24 protein-coding genes and 1 pseudogene are annotated in these 26987 nt (G+C 37.7%); 18 read left to right on the top strand and 7 right to left on the bottom strand.

Annotated features, from left to right (window positions below; genetic code table 11):
- Positions 1-11 precede the first annotated feature (11 nt).
- From AC5WOF_RS05615 to AC5WOF_RS05580, 8 genes are all read left to right on the top strand, one after another.
- Complete coding sequence (locus AC5WOF_RS05615) at positions 12-965, top strand: sugar kinase (protein WP_496048965.1); 954 nt, start codon at positions 12-14, stop codon at positions 963-965.
- 56 nt (positions 966-1021) lie between these two features.
- Complete coding sequence (locus AC5WOF_RS05610) at positions 1022-2383, top strand: PTS transporter subunit EIIC (protein ID WP_496049434.1); 1362 nt, start codon at positions 1022-1024, stop codon at positions 2381-2383.
- A 48-nt stretch (positions 2384-2431) separates the two neighbouring features.
- Complete coding sequence (locus tag AC5WOF_RS05605) at positions 2432-4075, top strand: hypothetical protein (protein ID WP_496048964.1); 1644 nt, start codon at positions 2432-2434, stop codon at positions 4073-4075.
- Positions 4076-4128: 53 nt separating this feature from the next.
- Positions 4129-4626 (top strand): PTS sugar transporter subunit IIA, encoded by a 498-nt coding sequence (locus AC5WOF_RS05600; RefSeq protein ID WP_496048963.1) that lies wholly within the window; start codon positions 4129-4131, stop codon positions 4624-4626.
- Between the two features lie 260 nt (positions 4627-4886).
- The gene (locus AC5WOF_RS05595; protein WP_496048962.1) at positions 4887-5903 is read left to right on the top strand and encodes a LacI family DNA-binding transcriptional regulator; all 1017 of its coding nucleotides are present in this window, start codon (positions 4887-4889) and stop codon (positions 5901-5903) included.
- Between the two features lie 79 nt (positions 5904-5982).
- The gene (gene hxlA / locus AC5WOF_RS05590; RefSeq protein WP_496048961.1) at positions 5983-6630 is read left to right on the top strand and encodes a 3-hexulose-6-phosphate synthase; all 648 of its coding nucleotides are present in this window, start codon (positions 5983-5985) and stop codon (positions 6628-6630) included.
- Positions 6618-7166 (top strand): 6-phospho-3-hexuloisomerase, encoded by a 549-nt coding sequence (gene hxlB / locus AC5WOF_RS05585; protein ID WP_496048960.1) that lies wholly within the window; start codon positions 6618-6620, stop codon positions 7164-7166. The genes hxlA and hxlB overlap by 13 nt, the downstream gene beginning before the upstream one ends.
- A 357-nt stretch (positions 7167-7523) precedes the next feature.
- On the top strand, positions 7524-8381 hold the full coding sequence (locus AC5WOF_RS05580; RefSeq protein ID WP_496048959.1) for a PIG-L family deacetylase: 858 nt from the start codon (positions 7524-7526) through the stop codon (positions 8379-8381).
- Between the two features lie 88 nt (positions 8382-8469).
- Here the strand turns inward: AC5WOF_RS05580 and AC5WOF_RS05575 are convergent, their stop codons facing one another.
- From AC5WOF_RS05575 to AC5WOF_RS05555, 5 genes are all read right to left on the bottom strand, one after another.
- Positions 8470-9531, bottom strand: coding sequence for a Ger(x)C family spore germination protein (locus AC5WOF_RS05575; protein ID WP_496048958.1), 1062 nt, complete (start codon positions 9529-9531; stop codon positions 8470-8472).
- Complete coding sequence (locus AC5WOF_RS05570; RefSeq protein ID WP_496048957.1) at positions 9524-10606, bottom strand: GerAB/ArcD/ProY family transporter; 1083 nt, start codon at positions 10604-10606, stop codon at positions 9524-9526. Before AC5WOF_RS05570 ends, AC5WOF_RS05575 begins: the two co-directional genes overlap by 8 nt.
- Positions 10599-11933 (bottom strand): spore germination protein, encoded by a 1335-nt coding sequence (locus AC5WOF_RS05565; protein WP_496048956.1) that lies wholly within the window; start codon positions 11931-11933, stop codon positions 10599-10601. Before AC5WOF_RS05565 ends, AC5WOF_RS05570 begins: the two co-directional genes overlap by 8 nt.
- A 221-nt stretch (positions 11934-12154) precedes the next feature.
- Positions 12155-13744: an APC family permease gene (locus AC5WOF_RS05560; RefSeq protein ID WP_496048955.1), complete on the bottom strand. Its 1590-nt coding sequence runs from the start codon at positions 13742-13744 to the stop codon at positions 12155-12157.
- 68 nt (positions 13745-13812) lie between these two features.
- Entirely contained in the window at positions 13813-14763 is a 951-nt protein-coding gene (locus AC5WOF_RS05555; protein ID WP_496049433.1) for a glutaminase, read from the bottom strand.
- 229 nt (positions 14764-14992) lie between these two features.
- Between AC5WOF_RS05555 and AC5WOF_RS05550 the strand changes: the two genes are divergently transcribed.
- On the top strand, positions 14993-16291 hold the full coding sequence (locus AC5WOF_RS05550) for an ATP-binding protein (RefSeq protein WP_496049432.1): 1299 nt from the start codon (positions 14993-14995) through the stop codon (positions 16289-16291).
- A gap of 4 nt (positions 16292-16295) precedes the next feature.
- The gene (locus AC5WOF_RS05545; RefSeq protein WP_496048954.1) at positions 16296-17207 is read left to right on the top strand and encodes a response regulator; all 912 of its coding nucleotides are present in this window, start codon (positions 16296-16298) and stop codon (positions 17205-17207) included.
- A gap of 16 nt (positions 17208-17223) precedes the next feature.
- On the opposite strand, the pseudogene cdaS reads toward AC5WOF_RS05545, so the two are convergent.
- A pseudogene (gene cdaS, locus AC5WOF_RS05540) lies at positions 17224-17897 on the bottom strand (sporulation-specific diadenylate cyclase CdaS).
- A gap of 327 nt (positions 17898-18224) precedes the next feature.
- Between cdaS and AC5WOF_RS05535 the strand changes: the two are divergent.
- A complete protein-coding gene (locus AC5WOF_RS05535; RefSeq protein ID WP_496048953.1) occupies positions 18225-18620 on the top strand; it encodes a YndA family protein in 396 nt (131 codons plus the stop codon).
- A 211-nt stretch (positions 18621-18831) separates the two neighbouring features.
- Here the strand turns inward: AC5WOF_RS05535 and AC5WOF_RS05530 are convergent, their stop codons facing one another.
- A complete protein-coding gene (locus AC5WOF_RS05530) occupies positions 18832-20445 on the bottom strand; it encodes a putative polysaccharide biosynthesis protein (RefSeq protein WP_496048952.1) in 1614 nt (537 codons plus the stop codon).
- A gap of 227 nt (positions 20446-20672) precedes the next feature.
- On the opposite strand from AC5WOF_RS05530, the gene remA reads away from it, so the two are divergent.
- The 7 genes from remA (at position 20673) to fmt (ending at position 26966) form a co-directional block, all read left to right on the top strand.
- Positions 20673-20945 (top strand): extracellular matrix/biofilm regulator RemA, encoded by a 273-nt coding sequence (remA, locus tag AC5WOF_RS05525; protein WP_496048951.1) that lies wholly within the window; start codon positions 20673-20675, stop codon positions 20943-20945.
- 59 nt (positions 20946-21004) lie between these two features.
- The gene (gmk, locus tag AC5WOF_RS05520) at positions 21005-21610 is read left to right on the top strand and encodes a guanylate kinase (RefSeq protein WP_496048950.1); all 606 of its coding nucleotides are present in this window, start codon (positions 21005-21007) and stop codon (positions 21608-21610) included.
- A 25-nt stretch (positions 21611-21635) separates the two neighbouring features.
- Positions 21636-21842 (top strand): DNA-directed RNA polymerase subunit omega, encoded by a 207-nt coding sequence (gene rpoZ, locus AC5WOF_RS05515; RefSeq protein ID WP_496048949.1) that lies wholly within the window; start codon positions 21636-21638, stop codon positions 21840-21842.
- Positions 21843-21945: 103 nt separating this feature from the next.
- The gene (gene coaBC / locus AC5WOF_RS05510) at positions 21946-23136 is read left to right on the top strand and encodes a bifunctional phosphopantothenoylcysteine decarboxylase/phosphopantothenate--cysteine ligase CoaBC (protein WP_496048948.1); all 1191 of its coding nucleotides are present in this window, start codon (positions 21946-21948) and stop codon (positions 23134-23136) included.
- On the top strand, positions 23133-25577 hold the full coding sequence (priA, locus tag AC5WOF_RS05505; RefSeq protein ID WP_496048947.1) for a primosomal protein N': 2445 nt from the start codon (positions 23133-23135) through the stop codon (positions 25575-25577). Before coaBC ends, priA begins: the two co-directional genes overlap by 4 nt.
- Positions 25534-26007, top strand: a complete 474-nt coding sequence (gene def, locus AC5WOF_RS05500; protein WP_496048946.1) for a peptide deformylase — start codon at positions 25534-25536, stop codon at positions 26005-26007. The genes priA and def overlap by 44 nt, the downstream gene beginning before the upstream one ends.
- Complete coding sequence (gene fmt, locus AC5WOF_RS05495; RefSeq protein ID WP_496048945.1) at positions 26004-26966, top strand: methionyl-tRNA formyltransferase; 963 nt, start codon at positions 26004-26006, stop codon at positions 26964-26966. The genes def and fmt overlap by 4 nt, the downstream gene beginning before the upstream one ends.
- Positions 26967-26987 lie beyond the last annotated feature (21 nt).

Genomic DNA, 26987 nt, shown 5'->3' with positions numbered 1-26987 from the left:
AGAGAATTAATTTGAGCAGTTTGGATGTCATCACATTCGGTGAAGCAATGGCTATGTTTATTGCAGATGAACCTGGTCCCTTACACGAAGTTGCTCAATTTTCGAGAGATCTGGCTGGTGCCGAAGTGAATGTAGCAATTGGACTTAGCAGATTAGGTTTAAAGACAGGATGGGTTAGTAAAGTGGGAGCTGACTCTTTTGGGGATTTTATTTTAAAACGGCTCAAAGATGAAAGCGTTGACACGAATCAAGTAACCGTAGATGATCGTTACCCCACTGGATTTCAAATCAAATCACAAGTCTTGGCAGGTGATCCTGAGATTGAGTATTTTCGGAAAGGATCAGCAGCGTGTTATATGGGATCAGGGGATTTTCCGGAAGACTATTTTATTAATGCAAGACATGTTCATATGACTGGGATTCCGTTAGCTATCTCGGAAGATATGAGAGAATTCTCCTATAAAGCATTGGAGTTTATAGAGAATAACGGGAAATCGATATCCTTTGATCCAAATTTACGTCCTGCTCTTTGGAAATCGAGAAAAGAAATGATTCATGTGGTGAATGAGTTTGCGGTTAGATCTAATTATGTTCTTCCTGGAATAGAAGAAGGAAAAATATTGACTGGCTATCAAGAGCCTCGTGATATCGCTTCCTTCTATTTAGCAAAAGGAGTACAGCTTGTAATGGTAAAACTCGGGAAAGAAGGTTCCTATTATAAGTCATTAAAAGAAGAAGGAATGATTTGTTCGTTTCCTGTAAATAAAGTAGTTGACACAGTTGGTGCCGGGGATGGATTTGCTGTAGGGGTAATCAGTTCCTTACTAGAAAAGCGTTCCATTGAAGAAGCTGTAAAACGGGGAAATGCGATGGGGGCTTTAGCAGTGCAATCGATTGGAGATCATGCTGGTTATCCAACAAAGCTGCAACTACAGGAATTTATGGAAAAACATAATGTTGGATAGAATCTGATTTCTAGTGATTTGGCACTAGAATTGTTGTACAAAAAGCAAAGGGAGGGATCGTTTTGAGAGAGCAAAAAGTCGCTGATGAAATTTTGAAGAGTATTGGTGGAAAAGATAATGTGAAATCTGTAGAGCATTGTGCAACACGGTTACGATTAGTTCTAGTTGATAAATCAATTATTGATGATAAGGCTATTGAAAATATTGATGGTGTGAAAGGACAATTTTTTGCAGCAGGACAGTATCAAATTATTCTTGGAACTGGCTTCGTAAATAAGGTGTATGATGCATTTGTAAACGGAGATACAAGTCTGGAAAAGGACAATAAAGAAGAAGTTTATAAGGAAATGAATGTATTAGAAAAGATCTCCAGAGTCTTAGGGGATGTATTTATACCTATTATCCCGGTACTGGTGGCAACTGGATTATTTATGGGGTTGAGGGGATTTATTACAAGTCTAGGGATTGAGCTGAATCCTACATTTTTAACTTTTACTCAAGTTTTAACTGACACTGCTTTTGCATTCTTACCAGTTCTTGTTTGTTATTCGGTTATGAAGAAATTTGGCGGTTCCCCGGTTATCGGTATTATCATTGGACTGATGTTGGTTGCTCCACAACTTCCGAGTGCTAACGACGTTGCAAAAGGGACAGCAGAACCTATCTTATTATCGATTTTAGGTATGCATATTCCCGTGACGGGATATCAAGGTTCTGTATTGCCAGCTCTATTAATTGCGATATTAGCAGCAAAACTTGAAAGACGATTGAGGAAAATCATTCCAGATACTTTGGATTTAATTGTTACACCATTTTTGACACTTTTGATAAGTATTGTAAGTGGTTTACTGATTATTGGGCCCCTCATGCATGGTGTAGAAGCTTTTATCCTATATGTTTTTAAATTATTACTCACTCTTCCATTTGGCATAGGTGGAGCGATAATAGGTTCCTTGGATCAAGTTATTGTAACTACAGGAGTACATCATGTGTTTAAAGCCTTGGAGATAGAACTATTAGCAAAAACAGGTGCAAATCCATTTAATCCACTTGTATCAGGTGCTATTGCTGCTCAAGCTGGAGCTGCATTAGCCGTAGTATTTAAGACCAAAGATAAAAAGAAAAAGTCTCTCTATATGTCTTCAACCATTCCAGCGTTTTTAGGTATTACAGAGCCAGCAATTTTTGGTATTAACTTGAGGCTTATTAAACCATTTTTCTTTGGTTGCATTGGTGGTGGTGTTGCAGGGGTGTTTTCGTCAATCGTAGGTTTGAAAGCAACAGGATTGGCTATAACGGTTATTCCAGGAGCCCTGTTGTATTTAAATGGTCAACTTCCCATGTATATCGTTGCCGTCTTGATTGGTTTGGTCGTTGCATTTACTTTGACTTTCCTTTTCTTTAAGTCTAAAGAGTAGTAATTTCCGTTAAAGATGCAGTTTGCTTCTATTGGAAGGGAGATAACGATGGATCGTTTGTATAACAATATAAAATTGCCAGCGCCTTGGCCTCCAAAATACAAGGAACAGACACTAGACCAACCTCTGGAAGTTCCATATTTGAAGCGAAAACCAGCAGTGATAAACATTGATATTGGTAGACAGTTATTTGTAGATGATTTTCTGATTGAGGAAAATAATTTGACAAGAGAATTCCACCAACCCAAGGTATCGAATAAACCCATTTTCGAACCCAAAACACCTCTAGAAATGAATGATGGCTATTATCCTTGTGCTTGTCCGTTTAACGACGGGATCTTTTACGATGATGAGGATCAGAAATTTAAAATGTGGTATCACGCGGGTTGGTTTAATGGTGTAGGATATGCGGAAAGTGAAGACGGAATAAATTGGATTCGACTAAAAGAGTTATATCCCGATAGAGAATCTGAGAGCGTAATCCCTCACGAATTCGGGACAATTAGAGATGGAGCAGCAGTCTGGATTGATTATGATGCTAAAGATTTTAATGAAAGATACAAGATGTTGGTCTTTTTTCGCAAGTATGATTTTGAGATAAAGTACTATCACCAAAAACCAAAACATGCTCATGATGTTCCAGGATCTGTCCCGCCAAAGGAAGAAGCAGTTTTGTTTAAATCTGCAAATGGCATTGATTGGGAAAAAGCAGGGACCGTTGGGCCTTGTGGTGATAATACAGCTTTTTATCACAATGCCTTCACAAAGAAATGGACTTTCAGTTTGCGAACATTCTCATCTCTTGATAGTAGAATTCGAACGAGAGGGTTGTATGAAACGGATGATTTCTTTGGAGGTACAAACTGGACTCCAGACGATATTCAATTCTGGGCTAGAACGGACATTTATGATTCACCTGATCCAGAGATGGGATATTACACACAACTTTATGATGTAAGTGCTACTCCATATGAAAGTCTGATGCTGGGTGTCTTCTCTGTTTTTATGGGACCACCAAACAATATCAGCGGGCAAAAAGGTACACCAAAAATCAATGATTTGAAATTAGCTTATAGTAGAGATGGATTTCATTGGGATAGACCTTCTTATGACAATTTTATAGCTTCATCACGAAAAAAAGGTAGTTGGAATTATGGTTATTTGCATGCAGTGAATGGTGTTTCTTTAGTAGTTGGAGATCAGATATATTTCTATTTCTCCAGCTTCTCAGGCAATTCTCCTAAGTTAGGTTCACACAAGTATGCTGGGGGAAATCTTGGTCTTGCAACTCTAAGAAGAGATGGTTTTGCTTCTTTGACTGACCATGGAGAGGGTGGAGAAGTTCTAACAACGAAATTAGAATTTAATGGGAAACATCTATTTGTTAATGCTTCTTGTGAATCGGGAAGTATTCATGCAGAAATATTGGATGAGAACTCAAATGTCATCGATGGTTTTGGTAAATCTGATTGTGTTCCTATCTCTACAGACAGTACAAAGGTTGAAATCGTATGGAAGAAAAGAAAATTAGAAGAATTGAATAACCAAGTAATAAAAATCCGATTTCATCTAAATGAAGCAAGCATGTATTCTTTTTGGATAGCTTCTGATAAAGATGGTCATAGTAATGGATTCATGGCAGCTGGAGGTCCTGGATTTTGTAAAGGACGCGATGTGGCTGAACCAAAATAAGATAAAAAATGGAGGAAGTTTACTTCATTCATACTGATCAATGGAGGGGCAATATGTTTAAAAAGCTTTTTGGTTTTCAATCAGAAGGTAATCAGGAAGAAGTATTGTATTCACCAATACTAGGACGTTTACTAAAAATAGAAGAAGTTCCAGATCCGACATTTTCCAAAAAAATGCTGGGAGAAGGATTAGCTATTGAACCAACAGAAGGAAAAGTAACTGCTCCTGTTGATGGAGAAATCATACAAATATTCCCAACTAAACATGCGATAGGCATCCGATCACAAACCGGCTTGGAAATCTTAATTCATATTGGCTTGGAAACGGTAAATATGAAAGGCGAAGGTTTCATTGTATTTGTTAAAGAAGGAGATCAAGTGAAGGTCGGTGATAACTTGATCAATTTCTCATTAGATTTAGTGAAAGAACAGGCAGAAAGCTGCATTACACCGATGGTTATTACAAATTCGGAAAAAATTGAAGCGATAGAACCTTATTCAAAGGAACATAATGGGAAAAAGGCTTTATGGAAGGTGAAAGTAAAAAGATAAGCAGTCTTTACTTGATATTTTGGTTGACAGAGTACTACAAAAGGACTATTGAAAAGCACCTCTTCAATCGACCATAAGATTAAGAGAATAGGAGGTGTTTTTCTTTAGAACTATCATTCCGATCAATTGGAAGACTGATTCCCAAATAATCTTTTTCTTAATTAACTGAATCACCAAAGACTGCAAGTTTTTCAATACTGGATTTGACCAAAAATAATAGATACAATTAATGTAGTAATTAAGAAAAAGAGGTAGATTTAATGGGAAAGGTAACAATGGCAGATGTAGCAAAAAAAGCTGGGGTATCAAAAAGTACAGTTTCCCAGTTTTTAAATAAACGCTTTGAATATATGAGTGAAGAAACAAAGCATAAAATTAATGAAGCTATTGAGGAACTTAGATATCAACCGAACTATATTGCTAGGAGCTTAAAACAAAAACGAACATCCATGATAGGGATTATTGTTGCAAATATTATGCACCATTTCTCTACAGAAGTCAGCAGAGCTATAGAGGATTATTTCATTAAACGTGATATTCATGCAATAATATGTAATGCTGACAATGACCCGGAAAAAGAAAAAAAGTATATTGAAATGCTTCGAGCAAAACAAGTAGATGGACTTATCATTTTTCCGACAGAAAAAAATATAGAGTTGTATAGCAATATGGTTCAAGTTGGTTATCCAGTTGTATTTATGGATAGAAAAGTAAGAGACATTCCTATACCATCGGTCAAAGTAAATAACTATGAAGTAACACAGAGTATTATTCAACATTTTATTGACACAGGTCATAAAAGGATTGCTATTGTAACCCAACCATTGGAAATCTCTACTCGGGTTGATCGAGTGAAAGGTTATAAAAGGGCACTCCTTGATAATGGTATCAAGTTAAACTCAGATTATATCGTTTGTGCAGATACGAAAGAACTCAATCAAAAGCTTAAGAGGCTATTTAGTGAGGAAACAAAACCTACAGCGTTGCTTGCAGGTAATGATTTAGTTTTTTTAGAAGTACTTGATTTTGCTAAAGAAAATGAATTAGAGATGGGTAGAGATTTTTCTTTAGCTGTTTTTGATAATATACCTTTTGCACACTTGGTGACTCCACCTGTAACAACAATTGCACAACCTTCTTATGTAATGGGAGAAAAGGCTGCCGAAATGCTATATAAACTCATTAAGAAAGAGGAATCAGACCTAGACGATATCATTTACCAATGCCAGCTTTTGATTAGAGACTCCTCGAAAAAATTTACATTTTCTCCTGATTAAGTACTGTGTTCATTCATTTTTAACTGGGTAGGATGAGCATTTTAACTAAATCGATTTATCTAATAGGAGGAGACCTATTATGAAAATTCAATTGGCACTCGATCGTCTTACTATAGATGAAGCAATAAAAATAGCGAAGATGACAGAACCATACATTGACTGGATTGAAGTTGGTACATCATTGATAAAAAAATATGGGATTATAAGTGTAAAAAGAATGAAAGAAGCATTTCCAACAAAATTAGTCGTTGCAGATATAAAAACAATGGATAATGCAGCATACGAATTTGAAATTTGTTTTGAAGCTGGGGCTGATTTGGCGACTGTTATGGGTGTCTCACCTATGGCAACAATAAAAAAATGCATAGATGTTGCTAAGAAGTATAAGAAAGGAATTATCATAGATTTATTAAATACAAGTGAAAATCAAAAAAGACCATTATTCTCGTTAGCTCACGATAAGGTAATATACTGTGAACATGTCAGTAAAGATGAGCAAGAGCTGTCTGGAAAAAGAAATGAATCATCAAACCTAAGGTATGATTCATCTATCAATTTCGCTATTGCGGGTGGCATTGATATAGATTTCATACCTACTGTTATGAGGAAAAGGCCTAAAGTTGTTATCATCGGTTCAGCAATTACTCAGGCAAGTAACCCAAGCAGAGCGGCAAGAGAGTTAAAGACTGAAATTTGTAAAGAGGATAACGAATTATGCAAACAGTAGAGCTTATCATGGATGAAATTCAAAGAGTAGTCCATAAAATAGAGGAGCAATTGTTAGAGAACTTTTGTTCAGCGCTGTTGAACAGTAAAAGAATATTCGTAGTTGGTGAAGGACGGTCAGGGCTAATGGCAAAGTCCCTTGCCATGCGATTAATGCATCTGGGAGCCACCACATATGTTGTGGGTGAAACGATTACACCTTCGATTGAAGAAGGTGATGTGTTAGTTGCTGTTTCGGGTTCAGGTAAGACTAAATTGGTTGTTTGGACTTCAGAAAAGGCCAGATCCATACAATGCGATGTAGTGGTGGTCACCACAGATCCTACGTCTGAGCTTGCATCACATGGCAATTTGATTATTCCTATACAAGCTGCAACCAAATATCGCAATAAAAACGAAGCAGAATCGATTCAACCACTCGGATCTTTATTTGATCAAAGTATTCATATCTTATTCGATGCTGTTTGCCTTCTCTATTCAGAAGCAACAAGTGTTGATAATGAAAAGGCATTTCAGCGTCATAGTAATCTTGAATAGTACTAGTATATTGTCCAGAGTGAATACTTCTGTATGGAAGCATGTTTGGAACATTTGACCGAAGGTGCGAGCGTACTATATGTTTTCTTATCTAAAAATAGAAGGTTGGATAACAAACCTTCTATTTTTGTTATTTTTTTAATATCTATAAATTAGCCTTTTATAAATCAAAACAGAGAAAGAATTATTAATTAATTATATTTCCACACTAAAATAGTATAGATCGGAATTTCCTCTGCTATTATTTCAAAGAGAAATGAACTTTTTTGTTCCTTTTTCCGTCTTTGGATAAAGAAGATGAAAACGTCATAGATTGAAAAGATGGGTAATAAAAAGCAAATGTAAGGAGAAAGAAAAATGGGAAAATGGATTATGCGCATGTTAATATTCACTTCCGTTTTTGTTATTTGTCTTTTTATCACCAGTTATTTAGATATCGGTCATGGAGGAAAGGGACATGTATCAGCTAAAAGTAGTTCACAGAAAATACTTTCAAATGAAATAGATAGTAGTCTCAAAAAAATTCGACTTGACGCAAAAACACTAAAACATAAACAAATTTCTGTCTATTATGTTCCTCATCCAGATGACGAACTTTTGACTTATGGAGTTCCTATCCGTAACGATTTGCATGCTGGGAAAATTGTTTACCTTGTGTTATTTACCCATGGAGAAACATCTTCCATTATAAAAAAATTAAATCGCATGGTTTATCCAAAATTAACTCCATATGAGCTTGGCTTGGCTCGGGTGAAAGAGTTTAATCGTTCCAGCCAAGATCTAGGAATAGACAGTGCCCATAAAGATATCTATGACCCACAGAAAGAGAAAGCAAGAATGGAATTGATTCGTAAAATAGCGCTCTTTTTTGAACAAACTTTTCCTCATGTTACGCAAAATGGCCTTAGTAGGTATGATGTTATACCTGATCATGCCATCACTGGTATGGTATTGGATCAATTGTATAAGGAAGGTGAAATCAAGCATAAGAAAATATATGCTTCCATTTACATGTCACGTTTTGCTAAACATCGACTAACAGGGAAACGGATTTTCCCTGAAAATGCAAAAGATAATCGTATCTTTAATAAAGCGATTCGCGATTATGATCGTTGGGACCCAACTCATAAGTGGTACGCATGTGGCTTTATGAGTGTACGCCCCCAATTTAACAGTTTTCATAAGCATAAATATTCTATCTTAGTAAAGGAATAGTAGAAAAATATAGGAGATACCAAATAAAAAGTCTTGGGTTTGATGCCAAGATTTTTTTATTTCAATTTTTACTAGGATCTATATGATATCACTCGCTTTTTAAAAATCCTTCGTTTTGAATGTCTACATTCACATGAAATTTCATATTTAAGTGAGGATAGTATTCTTCTCTCCATTTTTTTAATTTTTCCCGGGGAATATCGTTTCGGAAAAATTGACCTAAACCAAAAATATCAGCTTGCTCTTTTTTCGTTAAAGATAGTATTCGATAAAATCTATTAGTTAGCAGAGTTGCAAGTTCTTTTTTTATTTGCTCAGGAGACGGATTTCCTTTTGTCTCTAAAATCGTCACTTTTAAATGAAGTTGACTTTCGATGTAGGGCTTACCTTGAAGGAACTTATGCTTATTTCTTCGGTTATCACTTACTATCAAAATCGTTGCATGATCCATTACTTCGACTTTTCCATGTAGCCCTTCTCCATTAAATAGATTGAACACAAGCGATTCATTAGGGCTAATTTGGTTGACCATTTTCCCGTTTTTGATAATTGCTGAACCAAGGTATTCAATTCGAGTAAGTTTCCCAGATTGGATAATGGGTACAGCAACATCTCGTGTATAAGAATGAATACTGCGGTACATTTGCCATATACGAGTAAGAGCAATTTCCGGTGTCCAACCAGCATTTTTTTCAAAAAAATCAAGTAAAGTAACACCAGTTGGTGTCTTTGAATTTTTTACATTGTCAAAAAAGTGATCTAGATTCTCGTTACATATTACCATCTGGGTTTTAGGGGATATATCACGTGATCTCATAAATCCAGAGACGATGTCTTTTAAACCCTCTTTCGCAAACTGTTTGTCTATTACGATCACTTTGACATGAAGCAGGTCAACAATTCGTTCCATGTTCATGCTGAGTTTATCCACTGCATCTGCGATTGACTTTCCTGTTCCTTTTATGATGCGAATATCTAATTTATCTTCTTCTAGTACAGGTATTTCAAGAATGATTTTGTATCCTTCTTGTTGCTTGGAGATACCTAGAACTGCTGGTAATAAGCGATGATTAATATCTCTATTGTTCCAACAACCGCATAAGAAGAGTTCCAAGCTTATGATAAGAAATAGTATGAATTTCCTAAGCATGGTTAGATTGTTCTCCTCTTTTAGAGCGAAGTCCTAGCAAAAGAATGGAGATAGGTACGAAAAGTAAACAAAAAAAACGAAATGGACCATTAAACAAGAATAATTTTTCTACATAATTCCAATTCGGGATAAGAAAACAGATCAAATAGGCAATGATCGATATACTAATAGTTAGATAGAAAGGGGAAATAGAAGGGAACACTCTATTAATGATTTGAATAAGCATCCATTCTATTAATGAAAGATAGAGAATACCAAAGGAAATTAGGCTTAATAAAAAAAACAAAGTTACTCGATCAAACATCAGCCAATTCATATAGATAGAGTCGACTGCTTCTACAAAAGGAAAATACATAGTAGAAGCTGTAGCCTCACCAAAAGTTAGGATAGGAATATAAACCGAAATCACAAAAAATGGCAGGAGAGCTAATGCAGAAAGAAAAATCTTTTTCCGGTTAAGTGAGAAATGTGGTTGAACAAAACCGAGAAACAAGAAGATTCCAGCTACTGGAAAAAAACTTGCTAAATAGGAAGATTTATTCAGAAATGAAAAGTTGTTTTCGCCGATGAAAGGGAATGTATAGCGCCAATCAATATTTTGCAAAGAGGATAAACAAGCAAATAGAAATAAGGGAAGAAATAAAATTCCGATTAAGATACCTGAACGTAATATTACTTTTATGCCTTTTAACGAAAGCAAAGTGGAGGTTGTGAGTAACAAGATTTCCATAGCCCAAAGAGGAGTATTAGATAAAAAAATGATGGTAATGATCTCGGAATAGGCACGGATGGCAATAAAAAGACTATTGAAGAAGTAAATAGCAATGGGTAATAAAAATATAATAGAAACGATTTTGTTGGTTTCCAGATAAATATCGATAATATTTTTATTAGGGAAATAGCTTAATCCTTTTATGTAAATAGAAACAAAAATGATATGAATAGCAGCACCAATGAGTATTGCTATCCAATGACTTTCATTCGTACTAGAGATAATATCATTGGGATACATAAAAAATATTAATCCTAAATGGGTAAGGTAATAAGTCGTTATGACAGGTAAATTTTTATTCATAGTTACAATCATCCTTTGAAAATGGTAAATCAACAAATGGAATTCCATATATTTCTATGCTGGCGAAATAAACGCAGATCACTACAATCCCTATTAATAAACCTAATACACCATAAATAGCTGCAAGGATGACAATAAAATATTTCATTAATCGAATCACAAGGTAGTTTTGAATACCAACCACAGTGGAATTTGCAATGATAGAAGTTGCAACTACTATTGTTAAAAGATTACTGACTAATTTAGCAGATATAATAGCTTGTCCCAAGATTATCCCACCAACCATCGTAACAGTTGGTCCAATACTTTTTGGCAATCGAATGCTGGCTTCTAAGATTAATTCAAGGATGATCAGCATAAGTAAGACTTCAATAAGAGCAGGGTAAGGAATCCCTTCTCGACTTTTTGCAATCGAGAGAGCTAGTTCTATTCGTAGAACTTCTGGGTTTATAGATACAAAAGCAACATACAAACCAGGAATTAGTGTTGCAGTTATCGCTCCTACTATTCGAGTCAAACGTATGAAAACCATGATGGGGATGGGGAAATTCCGGTCATTTTCTAGTGCAAACATATCCCATAACGAATTAGGCAGAATAATCCCAGATGAAAATCCATCAACAAGTAAGATTACTTTCCCTTTTTGAATAGCATGTACCATGTCTGTGGGAAGTTCAGTGACTTTATATTTGGATATGATATCCCATTGAGAGAAACCTAATAATTTTATAATATCTTGGGAGTTATACACACTTTTTTTCTTGTTGCTCTGCAACTGGTGTATGACTTTTTGAAGTAGTTCTGGATTCACTTGATTCTCCATAAAAAGCAAAGAAACATTCTTTTTTTGTTCTGTTCCAATGGAAAAATTTTTTATGTGTAAGAATTCTGTTTGAAAATGTTTTCGAATAATCCCCAAGTTTGTTTCCAGATCCTCTATGAAGGAATCATGAGGTCCCTGTATTATGTTTTCATTAGTTGGTAATTCAATGGAACGATTTAATGATTTGGAGATTGGCTCAATAATGAAATAACTTTTATGGAGAAGATGGAACAGAATCAATTTTCCCTCGACGATTGCATCTACAACTTGGCTTTTTTCTGTTGCAATGGTAAGCATGTTTTGGGTTTGTTTTTCTTCGAAATCCCTTGTGAACAATTCAAAAGTTAAGGGATGAATCTCTAGTATTTGTAACGTTTTTGGAAGATCTAATAAAGTTCGAATACCAAATAAAATTACAGGTTGGTTCAGAAGATAGTCTTTTTGCAGAAAGAAATCATCACTTTTCGCAAAGATTTCTTTGATCTCTTTTAGCCAATCATCCATTTCGATAAGTCTCCTCATAATAAAGCCTTTCCTTATCAACTTATCCATAAATAGATGTGCTTTATACTCTTGAAATGAATATATAGAAGAATAGAAATTTCCAACTAATTTATTTAGAATGTGGGGGGAGAATGAGCAATAGATTGGTTTACTTTGAGTGTAGAGGTGAGTTTGAAAAAAAGCTTGTTGACGATGAATACATGTCAACAAGCCTTTGGAGTCTAGTTGTTTTCTTTTGAAATACTTTTGTTTTCATCATTTACTACTTGATAAGTAGGCAGTGCACTTTTGATACCCCAGAAATAAAAGATCAAAGAGCATACAGAAATGAAGAGCATATCCCACCCGTAATGGATGACATTGATTCCGCCAAACTTGTCGCTTCCAAGGTAAGACACTCCAATCATAAAAATCAAGTAAATAAGAAGCCATAAACCCGCTTTGAAATTTTCTCCAAAACCTTGCCAATTGTTTTTGGCTTGATAGTAAAAGTAGATAGGCAAACCGATAATCATGATGAAGGTAACTTCCCCTGTCAATGGCCATTTTGCCCAGTAAAGTATGAGAGAGGCAATGATAAATGCAATTGGAGCAATAATCGACATTCCTTTGATTTTGAGAGGTCGTTTTAATGTATCATCTTTTATCTTGCGAAATGCCATGACAGAAACTGGTCCAGTAACATAAGAAATTAGGGTAGCAACAGAAATGACTTCTGCCAATGTTCCCCAACCTCGGAACATGAACATGAAAATAAAAGAGATGACAAGGTTAAAGCCCATAGCGGCACGAGGTACCCCATATAAGGGATGGAGTTTTCCAAAAATATGTGGAAAATAGCCATTACGTTCCATTCCGTAAATCATTCGTGCTGTTGTTGCGGTGTACGTAATCCCAGTACCAGATGGAGAAATAAAAGCATCTGCAAATAATAAGATCGCTAACCAATTCAAGTTTATTGCTAATGCTAGATCGGCAAATGGAGAACTAAAATTAAGCGCGCTCCAACCGTGGTGGAGCATATCACTTGGAACAGTACCAATATAAGCAACTTGCAGTAAGACATAGATGATTCCTGCGATGAGAATAGCTCCTGTGACAGCCAGCGGGACAGAACGACTTGGATTTTTTGCTTCCCCTGCCATATTGATAGGACTTTGAAAACCATTAAATGCGAATACAATACCAGAAGTAGCAACAGCAGTTAACACGCTTGCCCAACCATTTGGAGCAAATCCACCTGGAGCATGAGTGAAGTTATCTGCATGAAAACCAGTAATGATAAGGCCTAAGATGGTTAGACCAGGGATAAGAAATTTAAAGACGGTAATGGCAGTGTTGACTCTAGCAAATAATTGAACGGTCCAATAGTTGATGAAAAAGTAAATAATAACGAGAATGGCTGCTAGAAATAAACCAGTAGTGGTAAGTACTTCCCCATTATAGAGTTTTTTTGCCCACTCCCAAGGCCAAGAACTCATATACTGGATTGAAGCAATCGCTTCTACAGGAATAACAGATACAATCGCAATCCAGTTTGCCCAACCTGAGATAAAACCGACAAAGCTGCCATGAGAGTAATGACCATAGCGTACCATTCCACCGGATTTTGGAAACATCGCTCCGAGTTCGGCATAGGTTAAGCCGATAAACAAAATAGCGATCATTCCTACGACCCATGCCCACACCGCTGCTGGTCCTGCTACTTTAGCAGCTTTCCAAGCACCAAATAGCCATCCTGATCCGATAATTGATCCAAGACCTGTCATCATAAGAGCAAATGTACCGATATTTCTCTTCATTTGTCCCATCTTTTCAACTCCAATTCTTAGTTGTTTCATTTAAAACACGTTATGACAGCGTTTTCCTTTTAAATGGATTAAAAAATACTTAAATCACACTCACTGACGAGGTGTTCAAGTAACTTTACTCCAGCTACACTATTTCCGAGATCATCTATGGCTGGACCATAGATTCCAATACCACATCCGTCTGGAAATAGAGGTCGTTTCCTAGCTGGCGAAAGTGCCATGATACCACCAGATACTCCACTTTTGGCTGGTATTCCAACAAAAGCTGCAAATTTACCAGAAGCATTATACATGCCACAAGTGAGCATTAAACTTTTTGTCAGTCTAGCTACTTTTTTTGGAATGATTTGTTCGCCTAAAATAGGATTGTATCCATCGTGTGCTAATACTAATCCTATTAAGGAAATATCATCTGCTGTAACTTCTATGGAGCACTGCTTTAAGTAAACCTCTAGTGTCACTTCGACTTCAGATTCCAAATATCCCATTTCTTTTAAGTAATAGGCGAGCGCCCTATTTCGATGAGCTGTATTCCATTCCGATTGAAAAACAGATTCATTTAGGACAGGACGTTTACCAATCACTTTTTCTAGTAATTTATACAAAGATTCTAACTTCATTTGAGGAGAATCTCCGTTGAGAAGGGATGCAACTGTGATGGCTCCAGCGTTTATCATGGGATTAAATGGCTTTCCTGGTTTATGCATTTCTAGACGAATGATAGAGTTAAAGGGGTCACCAGTCGGTTCAACATCTACTCGTTCCATGACATAGGAAATGCCACGTTCGATACATACAGCGATAAAGCTGATGACTTTGGAGATGCTCTGCATCGTAAAAGGAATATTCCAATCCCCTGCTCGTATCTTCCATCCAGCGGGTTCAATGATCGAAATTCCCAAGTGGGATGAATTAGCTTTTTCAAGAGCAGGGATATAGCTGGCACATTGTCCTTTTGAAGTATAGATCTTGAATTGCGTGATTAAGTGATCTAAATTTGGTAAGGTAATTTGGTTAATATTTGCTTTTTCCTCTACAATAATAGGTAGCACCTCCTTTTCACTTGAGATGATTTTTATTTATTTTGTGGTTAGATTCATAAAATGAAAAGGTTTTCAACTTGTTATCTAGAGACACATAGCTTATTCTAAAACATGATCTATGTAATCAGACAAAAACCTACAAAAAACCCCACTGAAAATATTTTGTGAGTCAATGAAAAATAGGAAGTGGACTAGGGTAGTGAAGATGAATATCAGTGGATTATTAAAAAAAGACAATTTTATCCTCATTCTCATGATCGTGACGGTTCCATTAGCCAGCGAATTAAATTTTTATCCATTTAACGAATCATTCCGCATTAGTTTTGCAGCGCCGACCTTTTTCTTCTTTTTGTTATTGTTCCGTAAAATGCCTGTCATCTTACCTGGGTTTTTAACAGCTGTATTAATTGTCGGATTTAGGATTGTTATTGATTTCATGACCCTTCCACACTTTGATTGGATATCATCTTTGCAAAATCAATTCTCTGCTTTTTTCTACTACTTTACTTATTCCTTACTTTTTTATCTGTTTCAGGTAAATCGCTTTTATGAACGTCCCCTGATTGTTGGGATGATGGGATTTTTCATCGAAATTTTTTCTGATTTATTTGAGATGACCGTACAGTATGTTGTACTAGGTACAATGATTAGTTGGATAGCATTTTATCAAGTGATGATTATTGCTATATCTCATAGTTTTATGGTACTTAGCTTTTTTAGTATGTGGAAATTATACGAAGCGCAAGTAAAAGCCAAACAGATTGCAAAACAAAATGAACATATGCTCATGCTTATTTCCAATTTATATGAAGAAGCAATTCATTTGAAAAAAACATTGCAAACAATCGAGAACACAACCAAAAAATCATATGATCTATATAAAAGTCTTCACAATTCGACAGATAAAGGCAATAGAGTCCAAATGGAAGAATGGAGGAGACAAGCTTTAAAAATAGCGGGAGATATACATGAAGTAAAGAAAGATAATCAACGCATTTATGCTGGTCTTGCGAAACTTATTTCTGATGAAGGCATGACCGATTTTATGCATGTTCGTGAACTTCTTGAAATTATTATACGGATTAATAGTAAATATGCAGCGTTGAAAGAAAAAAGCATTCAATTCGATTACCAGATAGAGGGGATACATCCTCGCTATCATGTCTTTACGGTTTTATCGATTATCAATAACCTTGTGGCCAATGCGGTGGAGGCGATGTTTCAAAAAGGGACGATAACCCTTTGTGTAAGCCAAGATGGTGAGTTTGTTGAATTTCAAGTAATCGACAGTGGACCAGGGATAGCTTCAAAGCATTCCAAATTAATTTTTAAGCCAGGGTTTACCACCAAATATGATGATCTAGGAAATTCCTCTACAGGTATTGGATTGTTTTACGTAAAAGAAGTGGTAGAAGAATTAGGTGGTTCGATTGCTGTTCAGTCGGATCAGGGATGTCACTTTCATATAAGATTACCAATACAGCGTTTGATGAAGAAAGGATAATCCGATGCTATTTTATATTGTGGATGATGACGAAGCTATTCGATCCATGTTGGATCAGATTATCGAGGATGGGGATTTAGGGAGATTGGTAGGAGAAGCAGAAGATGGTTCTCAGATTGATGGCCCATCATTAAATGCAAAGAACATTGATATTTTAATTATTGATTTGTTAATGCCAAATCAAGATGGCATACAAACCATTCGAAAAATAAAGCCTTCCTTTAAAGGGAAAATTATTATGCTTTCTCAAGTAGAGTCAAAAGAGTTAGTCGGAGAGGCTTACTCACTAGGACTTGATTATTATATAACGAAACCAATCAACAAAATGGAAGTTGTTTCCGTCATTCAAAAAGTGATGGAGCGTATTCGACTGGAAAAGTCCATCCAAGATATCCGTAAATCCCTTGGTGTTCTCGGTATGGAGCAAGTCCAAGTTCCAAAAGCCGATTTGAGAGTTTCTGGGAATATCCTTTTATCCGAATTGGGATTAGCGGGTAAAAGCGGCAGTACTGATTTACTCGATATTATCGATTATCTCTATTACAACCACAAGGATGAATCATTGAAACAAGGGTTTCCAGCTCTTAAAGAAATTTTTCTTCATGTAGCAAAACAGAAGTTAGGGGACGCTATTTCGGACCAAGCTGTCAAAAAGGAAGTCAAAGCGTCTGAACAAAGGGTGCGCCGGGCAATTTATCAATCTTTAAAGCATATAGCATCTTTAGGTCTTACTGACTTTTCCAATTGGACATTTGAAAACTATGCTTCCAAGTTTTTTGATTTTGCTAGTGTACGTGAGATGATGACAGCTGAGCAAAAAGGGCAGACGTTATCGAATTCAATCGTTCGAGTGAACACCAAAAAATTCATTCAAGTTTTTTATTTCGAAGCGGTTCGCTTACACACGGAGAGTTGATTAACTTTGCTTAGAGTTAAGTTTGACTAAGGTTAGAAAAATCAGGGGTAAATGTTATGATGGTTTCCTGCATAGAATCAGGGAGCAAGGCAACAGGATATAAGTGACCATCGACCGCAAAGGTAATTTTTCCTGTTTCTTCCGATACAACTAGAACGAGAGCATCACTCTTTTCTGTCAAACCTAGAGCAGCTCGATGACGGGTTCCGAGTTTTTTCCATTTCCCTTCCTTCCGGATAGAGGTAAAACATTTGCCGCAGACACAATTTGATCAGACTGGACTAGGATTGCACCATCATGAAGAGGGTTCCCTGGGTAGAAAATAGATTCAATCAAAGTATGGTGCACAGATGCACCAACATGGATGCCAGGTCGGATGAGAGGTGTAAGAGAATCTTGGCGTTCGATAACAATCAGAGCCCCATGTCTTCGTTTTGCAAGATTTTGAATGGATTGAGATATATCTTTGTAATTTTTTGTATAGGGTGACAGATAGCAATTCAAATAAAAAGTAGCGGCTAATGTTTCAATTTGTAAGAACCGTTCCCGTAAACCCTCAAGATGCCCCAAAAGACAATAATTATCTGCATCCAGAAAATGGATGCCTTTCTGTATGTCTACCATAATATTTTGTAATTCATTGGATAACTGATTTTTTAACGGAGAAAAATCACAGTTTGTCTCTTGCATGAAAGGCTCCCTCTTTCAGTAAGATATTCCTTTTTCTATATTGTTTCCGAGAATAGATGGATGAATTCTACTTTTTTGATTTGTGAATGGAAAGCCGAAAAAGGAAAGAAATTTGTAGGAAAAGATGAGAATCATCTGGAGGAAATAATCCCTCTGTTTGAAAAAATCTTAATCTTTCTTATTGTGAGTACTGTGTAAATTTGTAATATTTTTCTTGTATCTTCTTCATAGTGGGAAGATATATAATTATTCTAATCGGAAGTAATAACAAAATCATATGAATATTTTACTTCTGAGAAAAAATCATATGGTAGTGGAGGGGTAGAAATGAATCTAAAGAAATTAGGTGCTTCTCTTTTGGTTTCTACTGTTGCTCTTGTAATGCCATTTTCATCCGTATTTGCAGGGTCGTGGGAGTATAAGGGTAATAAGTCTTTTTATTCTCATGCAAATGGTTGGACGACAGATTACGTATACTCTACTGGAGGATATTTTAAATTTTGCGTAAGTCAATGGGGTACTTCAGTAAAAAATTATACTTTGTGGGAGTATGACCCAGACAATCCTGACGATAAAATAGCTAGTTTTAGCTTCATGTCTAACGGTGATTGTAAGACTGTTTATGTTCAGCCTTATGTAGATGGAGACAATGGTAAAGCAGAAATTTATGTTCAGACAGACAGTTACCTAGCGAGTACGGCTACTGTTGATTTATGGGATTGATAGTACTATTTTCTTATTTTATAAATGATGACAGCGCTCTCATGAGCCTGTCTTTTTGATTTTTTGTTATAATTTCCTTCATTTAATAAGAGTAATAAGGACTACGAAAGTTTAGATCGAAGAGTCGCAGATGCTATTATCGGAGAAGAAATATTTAGGATGAAATAGAAGTTAAAAGAAAAAGGCCTGCTTTTTTGCAAGGCCTTTCCTTCTACAAACTTTCCACTTGTTTTAGCAATTTTATTTTTTGAAAAAACCGAACCAATTTATTGCCCATCGGCAGCATTCGCAGTTCATTATCGCTGACGGTTTTGGTTAAGAGTAACAAAATAAAGTAGATGATAATTGCGATTATAATGTAGATGAAACTAATCCACAAATAACCCCAACGATCAAAGTGCTCTGCTATAAACCAACCTCTCATAGCCTGATAAGATACATATAAGACGCCCGCCATCAAAACCGAGGCAAACAATGGTTTCATAAATACATTTTTTATCGAAACCTTGATATTGGTTTTGCGGAAAACCATCCATATGTTGAGCATACAAACCACAGTGTAAGCAATAACCATAGCAATTGCAGATCCAGCGATTCCATAGAAGGGGACAAAAATGAAGTTACAAATAAACTTGACTGCTGCTCCGATTAACAAGTGACGAACAGGCAGTTTGTTGTATCCTAAACCTTGAAGGATGCCTGAACTTGTAACGGCTAGCGTGCTGAAGACCGATGAAAAAGATAGAATAGCTAAAGTAGAAGTACCTTTTGCATCCAAATACATCGCGATATTAAAGGGTTCTGCTAAAATACTTAAGCCCAGACACGCTGGTAGACTAATGACAAGGGTCATCATCCAAGCTTGAGAAATCTTGTTATTGACAGCTTCCATATTATTTTTCGCAACATAAGCACCGATTGCTGGAATCAATGCTAGAGTTAGAGAGGATGAAAAAGTAGAAATGATATTTACAAAAGGTTCTCCCCTTGCATATATTCCATACAGGGTACCTGTCATGGACGCATTATAGCCCATTTCCATTAATATTCTTGGGATTGTGAGAGAGTCTACTAATCCGATTAACGGAAGGACAAGTGTTGCTAGTGAAATAGGAATGGCATAAACAATGATAGATTTCGATAAATCCCATATGGATTCTTTCGATGTAGGTGATACTTGTATAGCTGGTTTTTTTTCTTTCACATTGTACCAAAGTACTACGATCAATCCGGCAATTGCACCAAATACCGCTCCAGCAGTTGCTCCAGCAGCTATTATCTCAGCTCCAAAGCCAGAAACTTTTAGCCAATAAACTAATCCGATAACTGTGACAACGCGCACAATCTGTTCGATTACTTGGGAAATACCAGTGGGCATCATTTGCTGATGGCCTTGAAAATAACCACGGTAAGCCCCCATTACCGGAACAAAAAGAATAGCGACAGCCAATACTTGAATAGGCAGTGTATTTTGTGGACTCTCCAGCATTACATTTGCGACAAAATGTGCACCAAAAAATAAAATAAGTCCAGAGACAATCCCTGTTAGCGATAATATGATTGCAGCAGCTTTCTTTACTTTTTGGGCGCCTTCATAATCATCTCGTGCAAGTCGTTCTGCTACAAATTTGGAAACAGTAATTGGTATACCAGCAGATGCGATCATCAGAAGGATGGAGTAAAAAGGAAAAGAAATCCGATATATCCCCACGATCTTATCGCCCGCAATGTTTTGTAAGGGAGCCCAGAACAGACTACCCAGTATTTTGGTGAGTAGTGTTGCAACACTGAGTATCAGGGTTCCTTTGACGATTTTGTTTGACATGAATCAAGCTTCCTTTAACCCGTTTTTACAATATCGTATTTATTCTAACAGGAATGAGTAGAAAAAACGACCTGACAACGTGAGGAATTCATGACACTAAACGAAACGGGGACATAAAATCTTTGTTAACTGCATTCGTTTTGTTGCGTCTTCCTGAAAAACAAACTACAATAGCATAGAGAGATTTATAAGCGATATTCCCAGCATGGGTGAGGAGGAGCAATATTTTGGGCATTAAATTAATTAATATAGGTTTTGGTAACATCGTTTCAGCAAATCGTATCGTGTCGATTGTTAGTCCTGATTCAGCACCAATCAAAAGAATCATACAAGAAGCACGAGATCGAGGCGTATTGATCGATGCTACATATGGAAGACGAACCCGTGCAGTAATCATAACAGATAGTGATCATGTTATTCTTTCCGCTGTACAACCTGAAACAGTAGCACAGCGTCTAGCAAATGTCAGCAAAGAAAGTACAGAAGAATTAGTAGATTAGCTCAGGTATAAATTGGTAATAACTACTAAAAGATGTTAGAGTAGGAAGGTATACGATACATGACAAATGCCAGTTATCAAGAACGAGGTCTTCTTATTGTCGTATCCGGTCCTTCAGGTGTGGGAAAAGGAACGGTGTGCGGGTTATTACGTAAACGTAACCCGAATCTGATCTACTCCGTTTCTGCTACTACGCGTTCCCCTAGACAAGGTGAAATCCATGGAGTAAACTATTTCTTCCATACAAGAGATGAATTTTCCGCCATGATTGAACAAGGAGAACTAATTGAGTGGGCAGAATACGTGGGAAATTATTATGGGACGCCCCGCCAGTTTGTAGAGGATAAATTGAATGCAGGCGAAGACGTTATTTTGGAAATTGAAGTTCAAGGAGCAAAGCAAGTAAAAGAACAATTCCCTGAAGGGATTTTTATTTTTCTATTACCGCCATCGATGGATGAATTGAAGCGGAGGATCATGGGCCGTGGTACAGAAACGGTATCCACGATTCAACGTCGTCTTCATGTGGCTTCGAGTGAGTGTAGAGAATTAGCAATGTATGATTATGCTGTGATTAACGATAAACTGGAAAATGCTTGTGAAAAGATTGAGGCTATATTGATAGCAGAACATTGTCATACATCGAGAGTTATTATTGAAGATTAACGAGATGGATAGGAGGAATGGATAAGTGCTATATCCATCCATTGATAAATTAATGGCAAAAGTAGACAGCAAATATTCATTAGTGGTACTTGCTGCAAAACGCGCACGCGGACTATTGGAAGGGCAGAATGCCCATATCAAACCAAAATCACACAAGCATGTTGGTGTGGCATTAGAAGAAATTTCTGCCGATATTGTCGTTACACCTGTTCGTGCAAGACGACAAGGATAAAGTCTGTAAGATTTCAAAATAAACAACCTGGTATAAGGTTGTTATTTTTTTAGTGAGATATACCATAAATTGCGAACAAACCTGTGTTTAGTGAGGGATAAAGATGGAGAGAAAACGCATCTTATTGGGGATTACTGGAGGAATTGCAGCATATAAAGCAGCAACGATTGCGAGTAAACTTACGCAGCTAGGTATGGATGTACGCACGATTATGACCAAGTCAGCTACCGAATTTATTACTCCTCTAACTTTACAAACACTCACCCGTAATCCAGTAGCGGTTGACACCTTTGATGAACGTGATCCCTCTCGTGTCATGCATATTGATTTGGCAGATCACGCTGATTTGGTACTTATTGCACCAGCGACAGCGAATCTAATCGGGAAAATAGCAAATGGTATAGCAGATGATATGTTATCCACAACTATATTGGCAACCCAGGCGCCTATTGTGCTGGCACCAGCGATGAATGTACATATGTACCAAAATAAAATCGTCCAAGAAAATATGCAGAAACTCTCATCCTATGGTGTGACATACATTGAACCTGATGAAGGTCAATTGGCCTGTGGTTATGTAGGAAAGGGTCGACTCGCAGAACCAGAAGAGATTATCGCATGGGTTCAGGCTTTTTTTGCTCCAAAACGTTTGTTAGAAGGAAAGACAGTCCTACTCACAGCTGGACCAACTGTGGAAGCCATTGATCCTGTTCGTTATTTGTCGAATCACTCATCGGGAAAAATGGGATATGCACTAGCAACAGCTGCACTACAAGCAGGCGCAAAAGTGATCTTAGTCAGTGGACCAGTTTCTTTGACATCTCCTGATGGAGCAGAAGTTATTGCCGTAACAGGAGCACAAGAGATGCACGATACAGTTCTCGCAAATCTAGATAGAGCAGATATTGTAATCAAAGCGGCGGCAGTCTCCGATTATAGACCGAAGGAAGTATTGTCACAAAAACGGAAAAAGCAGACAGACAGCTGGGAATTAGAATTGATAAAGAATCCCGATATTGCATATGAAGTAGGCAAACGTAAACGAGAAAATCAACTTTTAATTGGCTTTGCTGCTGAAACAGAAAATATCGAAAAGTATGCAAGGGAGAAGTTGGAGAAGAAAAATATGGATTTTATTATCGCCAACGATGTGCTTCAAGCAGGAGCAGGATTTTCTGTTGATACAAATGCAGTAAAAGTTTATGGAAGACAAGGATTTATCCACTCTTACCCAGTGATGCCTAAGCGTCAATTGGCAGAAAAATTGATTCGGTGGATCGGGGAACAGCTATGATCCAAGTAGCAAAAGTAGTGGTGGATGTTCCGAGCAAAGGAACAAATCGACCTTTTGATTACTTGGTACCCGAAGAATTAATCGGTGAGATTCAAATAGGGAGCCGAGTGGAAGTTCCTTTTGGACCAAGAAAAATACTAGGATATGTGATTGGGCTAACCCTCTCCTCTCCCACCCAAAAACTAAAGAATATTTTAGATGTGAAAGATATTTTACCACCGCTTACTCAAGAATTAGTTCAACTGGGACAAGCGATGGCGGAAGAATATTTTTGTCATACCATTACCGCATTTCAATCGATGATTCCCGCAGTGCTCAAGGGAAAATATCATAAGAAAGTTTATTTGAGTTCAGAAGGTAAAACCTTTGATAAACAGCTGGAGCCTTTGCGCCAACTGCTCGAGAAGAAGATATCGTGCAGCTTTGAAGAAGCGGAGCGACTTGTTGGCAGACAAGCATTGCGAAAATCGATTCAAGATGGAGCTATTAGGCTGGAAGAGCATGTGGGTGACCGAGTGACCAAAGAACGAATATCTTGGGTGAAAGTGAAAAGCACAGATTTGCAAGAAATTCCCAAAAGGGCAAAAAAGCAAGTCGAGGTGATGCAATTTTTACTCCAAGATCATGCCGAGTTACCACTTTCCACGTTATTGGCTCATACCGGAGCAAATAGGCAAACGGTCAAAGCACTAGCTGAACGTGGATTGGTACAGATCGAAGACAGGGAACAATATCGTGATCCATATCGAGATACCACCTTCGAACCTACTGTGCCCTTAGAACTGACAGCAGAACAACAACAAGCATTTGACACGATAAATAGACCTATTAAAGAAGAGCAGTATGAGACAATTCTTTTACATGGTGTGACAGGCAGCGGAAAAACTGAAATTTATTTGCAATCGATTGAAGAGGTATTACAGCGAGGAAAAGAAGCAATAGTGCTTGTTCCAGAAATTTCGCTAACCCCGCAGATGGTAGATCGATTTAAAGGGCGATTTGGAGATAAAGTAGCAGTACTCCACAGTAGACTTTCAGCTGGAGAACGATATGATGAATGGCGAAAAATTCGTCGAGGTGAGGTTCAAGTGGCAATTGGTGCACGTTCCGCTATCTTTGCTCCTTTTACCAAACTGGGATTGGTCATTATTGACGAAGAACATGAGTCATCCTACAAACAAGAAGAAAGCCCACGTTACCATGCGAGAGAAATTGCCAGATGGCGAGCACAATTTCACCAAGCTGCCGTAGTGCTGGGGTCTGCCACGCCTTCACTGGAAAGTTATTTTCATGCTCGAACCAATGCTTATGCTTGGGTAACATTAAAAGAGAGAGTAAAAGGCAGACCTTTTCCAACAGTAGAGACAGTAGATATGAGAGAAGAACTGAAACAAGGCAATCGGACGATGTTTAGCAGAGCACTTACCACATCGATTCAGGAAACCATTGCTCGTGGAGAGCAGGTTGTTTTGTTTTTAAATCGCCGGGGATATGCTACGTTTGTGCTATGTCGTTCATGCGGAGAAGTAGCCAATTGTGAGCATTGTGATATTGCATTAACTTATCACCATACCAATCGAACCGTGCGTTGCCATTACTGCGGCTATACGGAAAAAGTGCCCACTACTTGCCCAAAATGCCAGAGTGAACATATTCGCCATTTTGGTACCGGAACGCAAAAGGTCGAGGAAGAGTTGACGAAGCATTTTCCTGGAGTTCGTGTCATACGGATGGATATGGATACAACAAGTAAAAAAGGTTCTCATGAACGGCTATTGCGTTCCTTTGGGGAAGAAAAAGCAGATATTTTACTCGGTACACAAATGATTGCCAAAGGGCTGGATTTTCCGAAAGTTACATTAGTAGGGGTTATTGCAGCAGATACCATGTTGAATCTTCCAGATTTTCGAGCGGTCGAACGAACGTACCAATTGCTGACACAAGTGAGCGGCCGTGCTGGCCGTCATGAACAGCCTGGGAAAGTGATCATCCAAACCTATCAAGAAGATCACTATAGTATTCAAATGGTTTCTCAGCATGAATCAGAGGCATTTTATCGCAAAGAATTATTATTGCGGAAACAACATCACTATCCCCCGTTTTGTGGATTGTTTACGATAACAGTCAGTCATATCGATCGTGTTTTAGCCATGAAACGGGCAGTGGAAATCGCCGATGTTTTGAAAGGAAATCCAAATTATGAGGTGCTGGGTCCAGTAGCACCATCTGTATCGAAAATAAAGGATCGCCACCGCATTCAAGTAATGGTGAAATATCCGAACGACCATAAAATTATCCAAGAAATTCAATCAAAGTGGAAAATTGTTGAAGATTGGTCCAGAGATAAAGAATTACGCATACAAATTGATCGTGATGGTGAAATAGGAGTGAGCACAAATGACTATACGCAACATCGTGAAGTATCCCGATCCCATTCTTAAGGAAAGGGCAGTAGAAGTGACAAGATTTAATGACAGGTTGGGCAAACTGCTCGATGATATGGCTGAAACCATGTATGATGCTCATGGTGTTGGATTGGCAGCCCCTCAAGTTGGGATTGGAAAAAGAATCATCGTGGTAGATGTTGGAGAAGAATTAATCGAAATGGTAAACCCAGAGATTGTGGAAAAATCAGGGGAACAGATAGAACCGCCAGAAGGCTGCCTCAGTATTCCTGGATTACTCGGTTATGTGAAAAGAGCAAATGTAATTCGGGTGAAAGGGCAAGATCGAAACGGAAATACAGTGGAGATGGAAGCAGAAGGCTTTTTAGCCCGGGCATTCCAACATGAGATCGATCACCTAAATGGTGTATTATTTATTGACATAGCAGAGAAAGTGTTCCGTCCGGAGGAGGAAGAGAACCGATGAGAGTGATTTTTATGGGCACCCCAGCTTTTGCGGTGCCTTCTTTGTTAACGTTGATAGAAGAGGGGTACAATATTGTTTCCGTCATTACACAACCAGATCGTCCAGTTGGCAGAAAACGTATTTTAACCCCGCCTCCAGTCAAAGAAGTGGCGGTTGAACACAACATTCCAGTTTACCAGCCAGAAAAGATCAGACTGGAAGAAGAAATCAACTATGTGAGATCGATGGAACCTGATCTGATTGTCACGGCTGCTTTTGGTCAAATCTTGCCAATCGAAATTTTGGAGATACCGAAATTTGGCTGTATCAATGTCCATGCCTCTTTGTTGCCCAAATATCGAGGAGGAGCCCCCATACACCAAGCTCTGATCGATGGAGAAACAGAGACTGGTGTGACACTAATGTATATGGTCGAAGCTTTGGATGCTGGGGATATGATCAACAGCAGAAGTATTCCGATTGCAGAAGATGATCATGTAGGGAGCTTATTTGAAAAGCTATCTCATGTAGGAGCTGAATTAGTAAAAGAGACACTGCCTGCGCTGATTCAAGGGAAGATTACTCCAGTTCCGCAAAATGAAGAGCAAGCTACTTTTGCCCCAAATATCAAACGAAAGCAAGAAGAAATTGATTGGAGCCGTTCCGCTGTAGAGATTCGCAATCAAATCAGAGGACTGCATCCTTGGCCAGTTGCGTTTACATATTGGCGAGGACAAGCATTTAAAGTCTGGTGGGCAGAACTGGTAGAACATACTCCAGAAGGGAAGAAACCGGGTGAAATATGGGATTTAACAACAGAAGGTATTTTTGTTGCCACAGGTTCTGCTTCCCTCCGCTTGACGGATATCCAACCAGCAGGGAAAAAACGACTAGCAGCCAGTGATTTTGTCCGAGGACGACAAATGAATAGTGGTGAATTTTTGGGTGAAAATAATTTGGAGTCTAGCACACTTGTATGAGTGTTTGCTAGACTCTCTGTT

It is taken from the genome of Shimazuella sp. NTD250, assembly GCF_059510375.1.
This window is presented reverse-complemented; position numbering and strand designations above follow the sequence as displayed.

What these genes read in the sequence shown, in the direction of transcription:
- AC5WOF_RS05605 (WP_496048964.1), top strand. Translation starts at nt 2,432, where the DNA reads ATGGATCGTTTGTATAACAATATAAAATTGCCAGCGCCTTGGCCTCCA.
- AC5WOF_RS05600 (WP_496048963.1), top strand. Translation starts at nt 4,129, where the DNA reads ATGTTTAAAAAGCTTTTTGGTTTTCAATCAGAAGGTAATCAGGAAGAA.
- AC5WOF_RS05595 (WP_496048962.1), top strand. Translation starts at nt 4,887, where the DNA reads ATGGGAAAGGTAACAATGGCAGATGTAGCAAAAAAAGCTGGGGTATCA.
- hxlA (WP_496048961.1), top strand. Translation starts at nt 5,983, where the DNA reads ATGAAAATTCAATTGGCACTCGATCGTCTTACTATAGATGAAGCAATA.
- hxlB (WP_496048960.1), top strand. Translation starts at nt 6,618, where the DNA reads ATGCAAACAGTAGAGCTTATCATGGATGAAATTCAAAGAGTAGTCCAT.
- AC5WOF_RS05580 (WP_496048959.1), top strand. Translation starts at nt 7,524, where the DNA reads ATGGGAAAATGGATTATGCGCATGTTAATATTCACTTCCGTTTTTGTT.
- AC5WOF_RS05575 (WP_496048958.1), bottom strand. Translation starts at nt 9,531, where the DNA reads ATGCTTAGGAAATTCATACTATTTCTTATCATAAGCTTGGAACTCTTC.
- AC5WOF_RS05570 (WP_496048957.1), bottom strand. Translation starts at nt 10,606, where the DNA reads ATGAATAAAAATTTACCTGTCATAACGACTTATTACCTTACCCATTTA.
- AC5WOF_RS05565 (WP_496048956.1), bottom strand. Translation starts at nt 11,933, where the DNA reads ATGGATGATTGGCTAAAAGAGATCAAAGAAATCTTTGCGAAAAGTGAT.
- AC5WOF_RS05560 (WP_496048955.1), bottom strand. Translation starts at nt 13,744, where the DNA reads ATGGGACAAATGAAGAGAAATATCGGTACATTTGCTCTTATGATGACA.
- AC5WOF_RS05550 (WP_496049432.1), top strand. Translation starts at nt 14,993, where the DNA reads ATGAATATCAGTGGATTATTAAAAAAAGACAATTTTATCCTCATTCTC.
- AC5WOF_RS05545 (WP_496048954.1), top strand. Translation starts at nt 16,296, where the DNA reads ATGCTATTTTATATTGTGGATGATGACGAAGCTATTCGATCCATGTTG.
- AC5WOF_RS05535 (WP_496048953.1), top strand. Translation starts at nt 18,225, where the DNA reads ATGAATCTAAAGAAATTAGGTGCTTCTCTTTTGGTTTCTACTGTTGCT.
- AC5WOF_RS05530 (WP_496048952.1), bottom strand. Translation starts at nt 20,445, where the DNA reads ATGTCAAACAAAATCGTCAAAGGAACCCTGATACTCAGTGTTGCAACA.
- gmk (WP_496048950.1), top strand. Translation starts at nt 21,005, where the DNA reads ATGACAAATGCCAGTTATCAAGAACGAGGTCTTCTTATTGTCGTATCC.
- coaBC (WP_496048948.1), top strand. Translation starts at nt 21,946, where the DNA reads ATGGAGAGAAAACGCATCTTATTGGGGATTACTGGAGGAATTGCAGCA.
- priA (WP_496048947.1), top strand. Translation starts at nt 23,133, where the DNA reads ATGATCCAAGTAGCAAAAGTAGTGGTGGATGTTCCGAGCAAAGGAACA.
- def (WP_496048946.1), top strand. Translation starts at nt 25,534, where the DNA reads ATGACTATACGCAACATCGTGAAGTATCCCGATCCCATTCTTAAGGAA.
- fmt (WP_496048945.1), top strand. Translation starts at nt 26,004, where the DNA reads ATGAGAGTGATTTTTATGGGCACCCCAGCTTTTGCGGTGCCTTCTTTG.